We start from the raw sequence: 12,766 nt of genomic DNA, 5'->3' as shown, positions 1-12,766 counted from the left end.
TCAAGCAACTAGGCAATCCGCAATGTCTACAGTTTTCGGCTGAACCAAACCACTTTACCCATAAGGCTGACGCTCAGAGACTGTTCTGATAGCTCTAGTGAGAAATTTTCATATGCAAGGTTATCACTCAGTACTCTCAGTGTATGTTCTGCGACATATTGCAGACGCTTAATCAAAATATGATCATCCAGTTTCAACAAGTAGATTCCATGATTCACTGCAGTTAAGTCACGTTCATTTGTATTGACTAGAACCAGATCTCCCATCTGGAGTGTGGGTTCCATACTTTCGTCTAAAACCTCTGTCAAAAAAAGGTTTTCAAATGATTTTGGAAATTGCTCCTTTAGCCAGTCAGTGTCAAAGGCTAACGGACTCTTATAAGAGTACTTTTGAGTCAAAGCCTTAATTGAATCTTGTGTTGCGACTTGGCCAGCAGCCAGCCACTCCACACTGACGTTTGCTGTGCGAGCTATAGCGAGCAAAGCGGGGCGAGTGGGTTCGCTTTGGCCGCTGAGATATTGACGGAGTACGGTATCCGAAAATCCGCAATTTCTCGCAAAGCCTCGGATACTCTGATCACCAATCGCTTTTTTTAAGCGAGCTGGAAAATCATTGACTTCAACTGTACTCGCTGGGTTGTCATCCGGGAATGAGTCACACATGGGCATGTTTAGGATTCAAGTTGCAATATATAGCTCTTGACGCTCGCGTTATTAATTGTTAGCGTCATCCATATGTTATCAAATGTCAAGCTTTTGGCGTGACGCGACAGCTAGATAGGCGAATCCGTCAGTTGAACCGTTGCCGATGAATAACGGAATGAATAATCGATCATAGCTGTCACGACAGCTATGATCGCTGACCAAATGAGGATTAAGCCTGAGATGAAGCGTGAGCGGAGCGCGTCGCGGCCGACCGTTTGCGATAGCTATCGGCCTGCATTTCAACAATCAGAGCATGATGAACCAGCCGGTCGACAGCGGCAACGGTCATCATGGTGTCGGCAAAGACAGCGTCCCACTGACTGAAGGGCTGGTTCGCGGTAATGAGCAGACTACGCCGCTCATAGCGATGAGCAATCAACTCAAAGAGGACAGAAGTTTCGGCTTCTGACTTTTTGACATAGCCGAGATCATCAATCACCAGCAAGTCAAAGCGGTCGAGTTTCTTGAGCAAAGCGGGCAGTTGCAGTTGTAATTTAGCCTGCTGCAACTGCTGAACCAAGGTGGTTGCGGCAAAGAACTTAGCCCGCTTGCCCAGTTCCACAATGGCGCGAGCGATCGCAGTTGCTAGATGGGTTTTACCCACGCCAGAGGGGCCAAAGATCAAACAGTTTTCGGCTCGCTCCAACCAGCGGGTGTCGGTGGTCAGTTGCATCAAAGGAGCCGGATTGAGCTGGGGAAGATGGTCCCACTCAAAGTTGGAAACCGTTTTGGCCGGGGGCAGTTGGGCCTCTTGTAGGGCGCGTTGGAGGCGCAGGCTCCAGCGCCGCTCCACCTCCAATTCGCACAGTGCCAGCAAGAATTGAGCGTAAGACCACTGGTCTTGCATGGCTTGATGTTCGAGGCTTTCCCAATGCTGGAGCATGTGAGAAAGCCGCAGTTGTTTGAGGTGCAGACTCAGGCTCTGGTAAGGACTGATCGGTGGCGTCGGCTCGGAGGAGTTGGTCATAGTCTTGGAGGTTATGTTGTTGCACCTGGATGTTCGGCAGGACGGACTCGCTCAGGAGTTGAAAGTGTTGACGCAGCGCGCTCAGCGTTACTGTGCCAGCGGCTAATTGCGCGTCTAGATACTGAGCCACTGCCGCTTCTCGGTTTTGCGTAGCCGCAATGTAGAGTGCTTCAACCATTAACCGAGCGGCAGAATCGCGGTCAAAAGACGTCTCCAGTTGGTGCCATAGAGAGCGATAGTGGTCATTGGGCAATAAGTCGTGCTGCCATGTGCAGTAGAGGAAGGCGCGGGGTTTGCGCCTGAGACCTTCGATAACATGGCGATAGTTGACGCACCGGGCGCGCCGTTTATCGTTGGCCGTCACGCGCACCCGTGGCAGTTCCACCACCAACTGGCGCTCCAGGTAGCCACAGATGCGGTCATGATACAGATGCAGTTCGAGCTGACGACCAATTAACCGGGAGGGCACCGTGTAGAGGATGCAGCGCACGTCAATGGTGCTGCGCGTGCTCACGCGGGCGGTGAGGACTTCATAATCAGCCACCCGATGATTGGGCAGGGGCTGTAAATGCTTCTGCTCTTCGGTAAACTTGGCTTGGTGCTGCTGATTGAGCTTATCAACCGAAGCCGCAATGAACGCTTGATAGGCGGCCACATTCTCAAAGTCATGGCTGCCCCGCAGATACAACGCTTGGGTGATGCGGTTTTTCAGATGGCCATGCGGAGACTCAATCGCGCCATTCTCGTGAGCAATCCCTTTGTTATTGCGCGTCGGTTCTAGACGGTAGTGGTGGCACAGGTCATCATACAGGCGAGTCAACGGTTTGCGACCTGTGCCACCGGTATTGCGATAGGCGGCGCTCAGGCTATCGGTGCGATGCTCCTTGGGGGCTCCACCACTGGCAAACAGCGCATTCTGCAACCCTTCCGATAAAGCGATAAAGCTCTCGCCCCCTTGAATCACTTGGGCATAGCGCCAACCGCTATAGGCCAAGCGGTAGTGGTAGAGCAGATGCTCAAACGGTTGACCGTTAATCGTAATCTCAACGCCTTTGAGTTCCGTGAAGTCGGAGATGCCCATCACCCCAGGCTCGTGGCGTAGTTCAAACATCACTTCCGGTGCTTCACCATACAATGCTTTCCACGTTTTCACTCGCCGTTGCAGGGTGCGCAGCACTTGCGGATATTGACCCGGATAGCGCTCTTGTAAGTACTCGAACAACGTCATTGGCTTCAGTCTTGGCTCACGCCGCAACATCGGTTCCAATTCGTCTTCCCATACCCCAGCTAACGGGTCGGCGCTGGTGCGCCAATCCCGCAAGCGACCTCGATTGGGTTGATGCGTCCCTGCTTCAATTCGTTGACCGGTTCGGTCTGAAAAGTCGGCAATCGCAGCTGCATCACTCTGCGTTAGGCCGAGCTCTCGCGCTTTCTTATACACTTTGATTTGATAACTTTGAATAGTTTGTTTGGGCACTGGTGGCTTCCCCACATTCTTGGGAGATGCCTCTAGTGTCTTTTTCTATGACGACAACTGGAACAGGTGATAAAAAATGGTGCTCTCTACCCGGCTGTGTAACTGTCGTCGGCAGGTCTCACCCGCCTATGTCATTGTCGTCTAATAGCGAGACGGAAATTACCTGGCAGCTCTGGCTACAAACCCTACCAATTGCCTGGGACAAGCTGCTGGGCAGTCCCTTCAAGCGGCAGCTCACCTACTTGACTAACGAAGCGCCAGGGCTAATTCCCCTGACTCAAACCCGTCCCGGCAGTGCCAGTGGCTTTGAGCTGATTGCCGATGAGGGCGGCTCTCCCGTGCGGATTGACTTTGTCAGTGAGCACCGCAATCTGGCGGTCTTCGGCACCACCCGTTCGGGAAAGTCGGTGTTGGTGAGCGGCATGCTGACGCAATTTCTGGCGGAGGGCTATCCGATTGTGTGTTTGGACTACCCCAAACCGGATGGCACCTCCACCTTCTCGGACTATGCCGGATTCCTCAAGCCCCGTGCCGCTTACTTCGATATTGGGCGGGAGAGCAACAACCTGCTGGAGCAGCCGGATTTGCGCCACCTCCCGGCTGAACAGCAGCGGGAGCGCTTTGAGGATTACAAGTCATTCTTGGAAAGTGCGCTGGTGACGATGGTGCTGCCTTCGGCTCAGGAAGATCTGCTGCTGGAGCAGACAGTGCGATCGCTGGTGGGCCGTGCTTTGACCAATTTCTTCAAGGACGAAGATATTCAGCAGCGCTATGCGGCTGCCCTAGAGGGAGGCTTCGGCTCAGCCGCCTGGCAGCAAACGCCAACGCTGCGGGATTTGCTGGATTTCTGTACGTCCGAAAAGCTGGAGCTGGAAGAAGTCGGCGTTGGCCTCATCCGTAATGCCCAGTCCCAGATTCAGCTGCAGCTGGAATACTGGCTGGATTCACGGGTGGGCAAGGCGATCGGTCGGCCCAGCTCCTTCCCCACCAATGCTCAACTGCTGGTGTTTGCTCTGCGGAACCTCTCCAATGAAAATGAAGCGGCGATCTTGTCCTTGAGTGCCTACTCTGCCGCCCTGCGGCGAGCGTTGGAGTCGCCCAAGTCCATCTTCTTTATTGATGAGTCGCCGATTCTCTTTGCCTACCCCACGATTTCGCGGCTGATTGGGCGACTGTGTGCCAACGGTGCCAAAGCCGGCATTCGGGTGTTTCTCTCGGGGCAAGACCCGGATACCATCATGCACTCGGTAGCGGGGCAGCAGATCATGCAGAACATGAATACCCGGCTGATTGGGCGGATTCAGCCGCTCGCGATCGAGTCCTTTGTGCGGCTGCTCCATTATGAGCGCACCATTATCGCCCGCAACGCAACGGAAAGCTTTTTTCCGAAGCGATCCGAACTCTACTCCAACTGGCTGTTGGATAGTGACGGGCTCTATACGTACTGTCGCTACTATCCCAGTCCGGTGCAGTTAGCGACGGTGGTCAACAACCCGGATGAGCAGGCGGCCCGTTCTCGGGTGCTGGCTCAGTATGGCGGCAACTCGCTGCTGGGCATCGCCAAATTTGCGGAGCAGTATGTGGCGGCGATTCGCGGCGGCTCCAACCTTGAGGCGATCGGTCAACCTGAAATTTCTTTATCCTCTATCACGGCTCAACCCCAGGAGGATTTGCACCATGTCTACTGATGCGCTTCATCAACCCACCCGTCCGACGCTGAAACGCTCCGTGCTGATTCTGGCTTTATCTTTAGGCAGTGCCGGAATCCTCATGGCTCCGGCCCAGGCGTTTGATCTGTTGCAGCCGTTCAAAAGCATTGTGAATCAGTACGTGCAAATCTTTGAGGGCTACTACACCCGCACGGTCAATGATGTGTTGGGCGGGGTGCTGGGCGATATTTTGAATGGCAACACGGGAGAGTTGGGTATTCCCGACCCGCCCGGAGACTGGCAGGAGTTAGACCAGGTAATTGGGGGCGACGGGCTGGGGGATGTGACGGGGCAGGCATCGGGGGAGACGCAGCGGCTGGATAATTTCAACGCCAACCCAGTGGTGTTACAGCAGTCGTTGGCAAATGCTTCAGATCGGGAAAGTGCCCGCAGTATGGCGACTTCGGTGTTGGGAACCGAGGGACAGGCGGCGATGAAGCAGGAGATGGATGCGGCAGAGCAGGCATTGAGTGCCATTGCCGACAAGTCTCAGGAAGCCCAGTCGCTGGATGTGACGCAAGATGTCATGAAAAATTTGACGGACATGGTCAGCCATCAGAGTCAGCTGGAGTCGGGCAGCTATGAGCAGTTGATGCAGCTGCGGCAGCAGTCGGCGACAGCGAATTTGATTGGGGCGAATATTTCGGAGGCGTTGGATGAGGGGAATCGGGCGAAACACGCGGAGGAGATGGCGGGGGCGCAGCAGGTAGTGCAGGCGGCGGCGAGTGTGTATTTGCCGGGGACTTAGTTCAAGTGCTACACGTTATACCGAATTACGCCTCACATAAGTAGTAGCTGTAGTAGTATTCACTTTGGCTAAATACAACATCTTTATTTGAGAGTAAATCTCGCGGGGCGCTCAAATTCCTATCCCCGCCGCAAGCGGACGGGGCATTACGGAATTTGCCCTTCGGGACGCACTCCCGCGCTACCACTAACGTGGCAAGCCACGGGGAATTAGACCCACAGAGATTAAGGGGCTTTACCTTTGCCAATGCTAGAGCAGCCTGCTGACAACGATATTGTTGAATCTATCAAAAAACTTAATTATTCCTCAAAAATTCGAATAAAGTGCTCAAATAGAGCATAAAAGCATGACCGCAAGAACAATGCCTAACTCTGACTCCATATCTATAGAGATTAGCCAAGATCCTAAAGTCTCTTCAAAATTAAGCTCAGATGAGCTACAAGGTATTACTCGGGCTATTGCATCCCAATTAAAGACTAAAGCAGATTCAATATCATTAAGTAAAACTCAAACTAAAAGCTCGGAAAGCTCAGATGATTCTGTAGTTCTAAAAGGAACGCCATCCAGTAGCATTCTAGATATTCAAATTAACTTAGACACTCTCAAAACATTCGGAAGTTGGTTTTATGACCGACTTGTAGGTACTCCTACCAAGGTTGTATTCAAATGTGAGAACTACACTTTTGAATTTGAAGGGAGGAATGAAAGAGATCGAGCGGCAGCCGTGCAAGATTTTGAACGATTTATAGCTGCGGTAAAAGAGCATAGAGAGGAAAGAAATGTTCAGTAACCGTTCAGCCTTATTAATAGGAGTAAGTCAATATGGCGAAGGTTTTGAACCTCTTCCAGGAAGTTTGGAAGATATTAACGAAATGGCGAATGTGCTGAGTGATCCTGAGCATGGAAGCTTTCAAAATGTCGAACTTTTGCCAGACCCAACTCGCGAGGATATGGAAAAAAACGTTGGAAAGTTTTTTCAGGATGGGAAGTCTGATGACTTACTGTTGCTTTATTAGACTTTATCGGAAATAGGAGAGCAGTCGCTGCGAACCAACTTCACCCGTGGTTGTTTGGCATTAAGCGGCTTGGTTCAGAGAACTCCGTTGCTGTGCCCGATGGGTCAAGCGGAAATTGTGCAATCCGCAGGCGGTTTCCATCACATCATCGATGTAATGGTCAACCCAATTACGAAACGGATGCACCAAAATTTGACACCGCTTGATGCCGCCAATGTGGTGCTCCACTTCGACGCGAACGCTGGAAATACTGCGGTTGTTCATCTTCTCAATCGCGGTGAGCGACCCGTTGCGCGGTTTCTTCTTCGGTTGCTGAAGGCTCACCCCGTCTGGGGCAAAGCCTTGAAACCCGCTATCCTGCCAGAGCGTACTCCCGTCCGGAAACGATAGGTTCTCCTCATCGGCAATCGCTTTGTCATGTTTCTTGCCTTCATAGGTGTCACTCAAATAGCGCACCTTGCCCCCACGCTCCTGGATAACTAGATTCCTGACGGTGTGGGCCTTGCGCTTGCCGCTGTAATACCTCTTGCGGTCGGCTTTATCTTTTGGTCGGTTAATCCGACGTTCAGTGCCATCGATGATGAACTCTAAACTGGGACAGGCGCTCAAGAGCGCCTCCAGTTTCGCGGGTTCACGTTCGGGTAACTGTTGTTCATATCCTAATGCTTGGTTGAGCACTCCCGTCAGTCGATGAATCCATTCATTGGCCTGCGCTTGGCTCATCCCAAAGAGAAAGCCTTGAACCTCCTGTGTCGGATAGAGGCGGAAGTACACCAGGATGAACAGCAACTTATCTTCTAGCTCCCTCAAATGAGCTTTACGACCTGCTCCTATCCCCCGTTTGCGTCCCTCACGCTCAAAGGTGGCTTTCACAAAGCTCTCCCATGCCTGAGCAAAGCTGGGTAACAACGCCTCAAACTCCTGCACCCTCAGTCCCGTCAAGCTACACAAGGTTCGGGGGTTTGTCCGCAACTCGGCATAGGTCATTCTCATTGGCTCACCTGGGTCGATGCTCCTAATACCAATTCTATCGGCTCAATTTCCGATAAGGTTTATTTTTCAGGACATGGAGATTTAGGCAATTTTCCTAACCAACACTTACATCTATGTGCTAGCGACTCCTACAAAGATAAAAAATGCTTGGTTGAGTTTACTGCGATGGCGGCAGACTACCTCAAACGCAGAATGGATACCTGTGATTCGCGACAAATTGTGGTGATTTTAGATTGCTGCTACAGCGGAGCAATTGCTGAGATGTTTAAGAAAGGCGAGGGACCAATAGCACTAGGTAAAGAGTTGATAGATCCAAACGATCCCAAGGCTCCTGGCAGGGTTATCTTAACATCTTCAAGCTCAGCAGAGGTATCTTTTCAGGCCCCCAATGGTTTGTCACTGTACACACACTATTTGATCGAAGGGATGAGAGGAGCAGCGGAATTCCGCCATTCAGACTGGATAGTAGCGGATGACTTGCATATGTATGCAGGACGGCGCTTTAAAATTCAATACCAAGGTGCTACTCAACCACAGATCATCGTTGCTCAAGCAGAAGGTTACAAAATTCCCATTGCAAAAGCCCCGAAACGTGACCCTAAGCTTGAGTACCGAAAAACCGTAGACGAAATTTTACAAAGGCTTGCTGAAGGAGATCTCGAATTTGATGGGGAAATTCCAAATCCATCAGTTCAACGTATACGTCTCGATACCAAGCGAAAGTCACTCAAGTTGTCTTTAGAAGATGCCAAACAAATTGAGGAAGACGTCAAATCTCCATATCCGATTCGAGCTGAAAGACGCAAAGAATACAAGCAAGCCGTCAAATTAGCTTATCAAAACAGTTTTCCATTTAGCGACGAAGATCGTCAGTGCCTTGATGAGATTTATAGAGATTTAAGTTTGGGTAAGGATGTCGCAGAGAAAATAGAAAAATTTGTTGTTGAGCAACTAGGCAGTATTAAGGAAAAAGATAAATCTGAGTATCTGGCTTCTGAGAGTTTAGTTGTCATTACTGAAGAGAGCCTCCCTTCAATTGACGACATCAAAATTAATAGAGAAGTGGCCAAGTTTCAGATAACACGTCTCGAAATCAAGTCTGGATGGTTAGGCTTAGGCTCAGAGATTGCAAAATACTCACAATCGGGGGAGGCAGAATTTTTTGTTGAGGAGATTGATGAAAACACCAACTTAGACATGATATTTATCGATGGTGGAGTTTTTGAGATGGGGGCTGATGACAGAGAAATAGAATCTAGTACTGACGAACGCCCCAGGCATGAAGTAAAAATTAATTCATTTTGCTTAGCTAGAACTTTAGTTACTCAAGAACAGTGGAAAGCTGTTGCTGAATTGCCTAAAGTAAAACTAGATTTAATTCCACAACCTTCTCACTTTCAACATGGTGAAGACTACCCTGTCGAAGGAATCACTTGGTTTGAAGCAGTAGAATTTTGTGAACGTCTTTCTAGGCATACAATGAAAGCATACCGACTACCAACGGAAGCGGAATGGGAGTATGCTTGTCGTGCTGGAACCGGAACTCCTTTCTATTTTGGCGAGACCATTAGCACTGATTTAGCAAATTATGATGGCGACTCTGTTTATGCGAAAGGTAATTCAGGGGAATTTCGAGAAAAAACAACACCAGTAAACAGCTTCTCTCCTAATGCATTCGGACTATATGATATGCACGGAAATCTATGGGAATGGTGTTTAGATCAATGGCATGATAATTACGAAGGAGCACCGGCAGACGGTTCTGCATGGTGTGACAAAGAAGGTGAGAAGATTCCTAGATTGTTGAGAGGAGGTTCTTGGAAATACGGTGCAAAATTTTGTCGATCTGCTGTACGAAATGGTGGTTTTCCTGATGAAGGAGATTCTATAGTTGGTTTTCGCATAGCTTGCTCTTTCTAAGAGACTCATCTTCTACGTTTGAATTTTTCTGGTTGAATCAGAGGTTTTGCTGTCAGGGTTAACCAAGGAATACATATGGTAATAAAAGATCCAGACGAGAAAGTAATTAAGAAACCAGAAGAGAAAGATAGGTCTGGGAACTACCTTAGTAAATACTTGACCCCTCTTACTTTTGCTGGTGTTTCTGTCATCGTCTTGGGAGGGGCATTTATTGCTTATTCTTCAAGTAAAGAATGCCCACTAGGACAGTACAAGACTAATTTCATATCCTGTGATTTCTTTAGTGGATTTAATGCCGTCCCAGTTGATATTTATGGAGAGTTTCAATATGGCGGATCAACGTCTCTTATAGTCTTAGCTGATCCAGTAAAAGAGAGAATTTCTCAAGCTCATCCAGATTTCGACATGAATTTTAAGCAGGTCGCAACCTCTTCTGAGGGAGTAATTGCTTGGTCCGGTGAAGGTATCAAGGAGTTGATTGATGGAGAAATAGATATTTCATTTTCTTCAAGAGATTTGACTGAAAGGGAGCTCAAGTTGGCGGTTCAGAGAGGCATCGATCTAGAAGCTATTCCTGTGGCTAAAAGCGGTCTTGCATTTTTTGTGGCAGAAGATGAGAATAGAATTGATAGCCTGACTTTAGATCAAATTAGAGAAATTTATACTGATCTAGGTGTTTCGTCAGAAGAGCTGGGAATCCCTGGAGAGAACTTTCCAATTCAACCCTTTAGCCCAGATCCTGTTGATAACCAAGGTGAGCCAGAGTATTTTCAAAAAGAGGTTTTAGAAGGTGATTTCTTTTCTCCTAACATAGAAACTAGAGACGACATTACTCAAGTTAAGCGAGCAGTTTCTGAGGAGAAAGGTAGAATTGGCTTTGCCGATGTTTCTCTTGTTTGCTCGGAGAGCAGTATTAGACCTTTGGAGATCGAGGCAGGAGGAGCATTATTTCCCCCATGCAGCGGGGGGAAACCGACTGTGCCCACCATTGCTAATGACACTTATCCTTTGACGAGAGAACTTTTTGTGGTTATTAGACGGGATGGAACAGAAAGCGAAAGAGCAGGTGTTGCTTATGTCAATATGTTGTTAAGCAATCAAGGTCAGCAAATTGTACGCGAAGTTGGTTATGTACCTGTTCGTTCATTGCAATAAATTGTTTGAGCATTGTATTAAAGGCTATATGCTCTCATAAATTCACATTTGAAATGGATATCATTTATGGATTGAGCATCTGAATATTTGATGCTAGCTGTAAATCTATGTGTTTTTAACTTTCAAAGAAGTTGCCAAAATCTTCCATCTCCCAGTCATATCTGCTTCCTAGCCTGAGGTGATATCCCTCACCCTCGCTCTGCGAGCACCTCCATGACCTCTCCACCCCTCCCCTGGTTCGCCGTCACGGGCACAACCCAGATTCTCCAACAAGGGCTCGACACTTCTCAAAGCATCGCCCAATCCTGGGATCAGCAATGGCTGACCATCTTCGATAGCACCCTCTACGTCGCTATCAACCAGACCGCCGCTATCTTCGCAGCGGGTGCCCTAATCTTCTTCATCGTCCAGTTTGGACGGCAGCTCATCGTCGAAGGCGACCTCACCCGCCCCCTGCAAAACCTGATCTGGCCCATCATCGTCGTCTGCCTGCTAGCCAACAACGCCCACCTGCTCGCCGTCTCCACCGTCAGCCTGCGCGGCGTCATCCATACCCTCTCCAACCAGGTGCTCGAAGTCACCCTGCTGGATGTCAAACTGCGCGATGCCGTTCAGTCCGCCACTTCTCGCAGCGCCGTTGCCAGCGAAATCAGCGCTCAACTCAGCCAGTGCGAAGGCATGGTGGGGCAAAAGCAAATCGACTGCCTCACCGCCGCCAATGCTCAGGTGCAGGCCACCATCAACGAATACCAGGGCTTTATTCCCCTGCCCGATTCCCTCCGCAACATTGCCCGCGCCATCGATGGAGCCGTGCAGACCGCCCAGTCTGAAAATAACCCGATATCGGGAGCCGTCTTTGGTACGGCTGGTTTCTTCGCCGGTTTTCTCGGTTCCGTTAACCAGGAAATCATTCAATATGTGCTGCTGGCCTTTCAGTGGGCCTTCACCAACATCCTGGAAATCTCGATGCTGCTCACTGGGCTGATGGGGCCATTTGCCGTCGCCGGAAGTCTGCTGCCCTTTGAAGCCAAGCCCCTGTTCGCCTGGCTGACTGGCTTCTTCAGCCTGGGTATGGCGCAGGTGTCCTACAACATCATCGTCGGGCTGGCGGGGGTGGTCGTGGTCAATGCCGATGTCACTGACACCCTCGGCTTTTTGGTGATTATCGGGCTGCTGGCTCCGGCGCTGGCGCTAGCGATCGCTGCTGGCGGTGGCCTCGCTGTCTTCAACATCATCACCAGCGGTTCGGCCCGCATGGTCAACCTGCTGGGCTCCTACGCCTCCTCACCCCGCTACTTCCATTCCTTTCGTTAGGGGAAACCTTCGATGCAACTCCTCAACCGTTCCCGTCGCTTTCATTCGTCTGACATTCTGCCGCTGTTCGTTCTGGGTACCCTCGGCGTCCAGGGATTACTGCTGGTGTTGACCCTGCTGAACACCACCCGCATCACGATGCTGGCCCATCGCCCGGTGCCCTCGCTGGTGCAGCTGGTGGATGGCCATTCCATCAGCACCGAAGCCGTTGACCCCAGCCAGCGGACGCCGGAGGTGATTCAACAGTTCGTCAAAACCGCTATGGGGCTGATGTTTACCTGGAATCCCCAAGGACAGCCTACTGAGACTGCCGATGCCAGTACCGCAACCGATCAGGGCGTCCCCATCGGTCATGGCCGCATCACCACCAGTAGTTGGCAAGCGTCGTTTGCCCTCAAAGAAGACTTCCGCACCGCGTTTCTGGATCAGGTCGCCGCCATTACGCCCCCCGGTGTGTTCAGCGGTAGCGCCCAAAGCGTGCTCAACATCGAAACGATCTCGACGCCGAAGGTACTGCAAGCCGGTTACTGGCAGGTGGATATGGTGGCCAATCTGTTGATTTTTGACCCGACTCATCCGCAGGGGCTGGCGGTGCCCTTCAACAAGAGTCTCTTCGTCCAGGCGGTCGAACCCGCTGCTGACCCGCTGCCGGAAACCTCCACACCGTTGCAAAAAGCCGTGTATCGCCTGCGGGAAAACGGTCTGGAAATCACCGAAATCCGCGACCTGGACATTCAACAACTCGCCCCCAATCCCAGCTAAG

The 12,766-nt window shown here is 50.5% G+C and carries 11 protein-coding genes and 1 pseudogene; 8 read left to right on the top strand and 4 right to left on the bottom strand.

Features of this window, described 5'->3' with window-relative positions:
* Positions 1-26: 26 nt before the first annotated feature.
* The 3 genes and pseudogenes from AC286M_RS20630 to istA form a co-directional block, all read right to left on the bottom strand.
* On the bottom strand, positions 27-662 hold the full coding sequence (locus tag AC286M_RS20630) for an XRE family transcriptional regulator (RefSeq protein ID WP_488206185.1): 636 nt from the start codon (positions 660-662) through the stop codon (positions 27-29).
* 211 nt (positions 663-873) lie between these two features.
* Positions 874-1,671: an IS21-like element helper ATPase IstB gene (istB, locus tag AC286M_RS20625; protein WP_488203569.1), complete on the bottom strand. Its 798-nt coding sequence runs from the start codon at positions 1,669-1,671 to the stop codon at positions 874-876.
* A 379-nt stretch (positions 1,672-2,050) separates the two neighbouring features.
* Positions 2,051-3,112 (bottom strand): annotated as a pseudogene (gene istA / locus AC286M_RS20620) (IS21 family transposase); the annotation flags it as partial.
* 164 nt (positions 3,113-3,276) lie between these two features.
* Between istA and AC286M_RS20615 the strand changes: the two are divergent.
* The 4 genes from AC286M_RS20615 to AC286M_RS20600 all read left to right on the top strand — a co-directional run bounded on the left by AC286M_RS20615 (position 3,277) and on the right by AC286M_RS20600 (position 6,621).
* Entirely contained in the window at positions 3,277-4,836 is a 1,560-nt protein-coding gene (locus AC286M_RS20615) for a putative type IV secretion/conjugal transfer ATPase (protein WP_488206184.1), read from the top strand.
* A complete protein-coding gene (locus AC286M_RS20610) occupies positions 4,826-5,605 on the top strand; it encodes a hypothetical protein (RefSeq protein WP_488206183.1) in 780 nt (259 codons plus the stop codon). Before AC286M_RS20615 ends, AC286M_RS20610 begins: the two co-directional genes overlap by 11 nt.
* A 346-nt stretch (positions 5,606-5,951) precedes the next feature.
* Positions 5,952-6,395, top strand: coding sequence for a hypothetical protein (locus AC286M_RS20605; protein ID WP_488206182.1), 444 nt, complete (start codon positions 5,952-5,954; stop codon positions 6,393-6,395).
* On the top strand, positions 6,385-6,621 hold the full coding sequence (locus tag AC286M_RS20600; RefSeq protein ID WP_488206181.1) for a caspase family protein: 237 nt from the start codon (positions 6,385-6,387) through the stop codon (positions 6,619-6,621). The genes AC286M_RS20605 and AC286M_RS20600 overlap by 11 nt, the downstream gene beginning before the upstream one ends.
* 60 nt (positions 6,622-6,681) lie before the next feature.
* Here the strand turns inward: AC286M_RS20600 and AC286M_RS20595 are convergent, their stop codons facing one another.
* Positions 6,682-7,614 (bottom strand): transposase family protein, encoded by a 933-nt coding sequence (locus AC286M_RS20595; protein WP_488206180.1) that lies wholly within the window; start codon positions 7,612-7,614, stop codon positions 6,682-6,684.
* On the opposite strand from AC286M_RS20595, the gene AC286M_RS20590 reads away from it, so the two are divergent.
* The 4 genes from AC286M_RS20590 (at position 7,543) to AC286M_RS20575 (ending at position 12,765) form a co-directional block, all read left to right on the top strand.
* Entirely contained in the window at positions 7,543-9,534 is a 1,992-nt protein-coding gene (locus AC286M_RS20590) for an SUMF1/EgtB/PvdO family nonheme iron enzyme (RefSeq protein WP_488208855.1), read from the top strand. The two genes, AC286M_RS20595 and AC286M_RS20590, sit on opposite strands and share 72 nt — an antisense overlap.
* A 75-nt stretch (positions 9,535-9,609) precedes the next feature.
* Positions 9,610-10,689, top strand: coding sequence for a PstS family phosphate ABC transporter substrate-binding protein (locus tag AC286M_RS20585; protein ID WP_488206179.1), 1,080 nt, complete (start codon positions 9,610-9,612; stop codon positions 10,687-10,689).
* 213 nt (positions 10,690-10,902) lie between these two features.
* Positions 10,903-12,003 carry a hypothetical protein gene (locus tag AC286M_RS20580; protein ID WP_488206178.1) on the top strand — a complete coding sequence of 367 codons (1,101 nt, stop codon included), beginning with the start codon at positions 10,903-10,905 and terminating at the stop codon, positions 12,001-12,003.
* Between the two features lie 12 nt (positions 12,004-12,015).
* Positions 12,016-12,765, top strand: a complete 750-nt coding sequence (locus AC286M_RS20575) for a hypothetical protein (protein ID WP_488206177.1) — start codon at positions 12,016-12,018, stop codon at positions 12,763-12,765.
* Position 12,766: the final 1 nt, after the last annotated feature.

It is taken from the genome of Thainema salinarum CENA647, from assembly GCF_057732415.1.
Note: the sequence above shows the minus strand (reverse complement) of the source record. Positions and strands in the feature narration are given on the sequence as shown.

What these genes read in the sequence shown, in the direction of transcription:
- AC286M_RS20600 (WP_488206181.1), top strand. Translation starts at nt 6,385, where the DNA reads ATGTTCAGTAACCGTTCAGCCTTATTAATAGGAGTAAGTCAATATGGC.
- istB (WP_488203569.1), bottom strand. Translation starts at nt 1,671, where the DNA reads ATGACCAACTCCTCCGAGCCGACGCCACCGATCAGTCCTTACCAGAGC.
- AC286M_RS20580 (WP_488206178.1), top strand. Translation starts at nt 10,903, where the DNA reads ATGACCTCTCCACCCCTCCCCTGGTTCGCCGTCACGGGCACAACCCAG.
- AC286M_RS20610 (WP_488206183.1), top strand. Translation starts at nt 4,826, where the DNA reads ATGTCTACTGATGCGCTTCATCAACCCACCCGTCCGACGCTGAAACGC.
- AC286M_RS20585 (WP_488206179.1), top strand. Translation starts at nt 9,610, where the DNA reads ATGGTAATAAAAGATCCAGACGAGAAAGTAATTAAGAAACCAGAAGAG.
- AC286M_RS20615 (WP_488206184.1), top strand. Translation starts at nt 3,277, where the DNA reads ATGTCATTGTCGTCTAATAGCGAGACGGAAATTACCTGGCAGCTCTGG.
- AC286M_RS20605 (WP_488206182.1), top strand. Translation starts at nt 5,952, where the DNA reads ATGACCGCAAGAACAATGCCTAACTCTGACTCCATATCTATAGAGATT.
- AC286M_RS20595 (WP_488206180.1), bottom strand. Translation starts at nt 7,614, where the DNA reads ATGAGAATGACCTATGCCGAGTTGCGGACAAACCCCCGAACCTTGTGT.
- AC286M_RS20630 (WP_488206185.1), bottom strand. Translation starts at nt 662, where the DNA reads ATGTGTGACTCATTCCCGGATGACAACCCAGCGAGTACAGTTGAAGTC.
- AC286M_RS20575 (WP_488206177.1), top strand. Translation starts at nt 12,016, where the DNA reads ATGCAACTCCTCAACCGTTCCCGTCGCTTTCATTCGTCTGACATTCTG.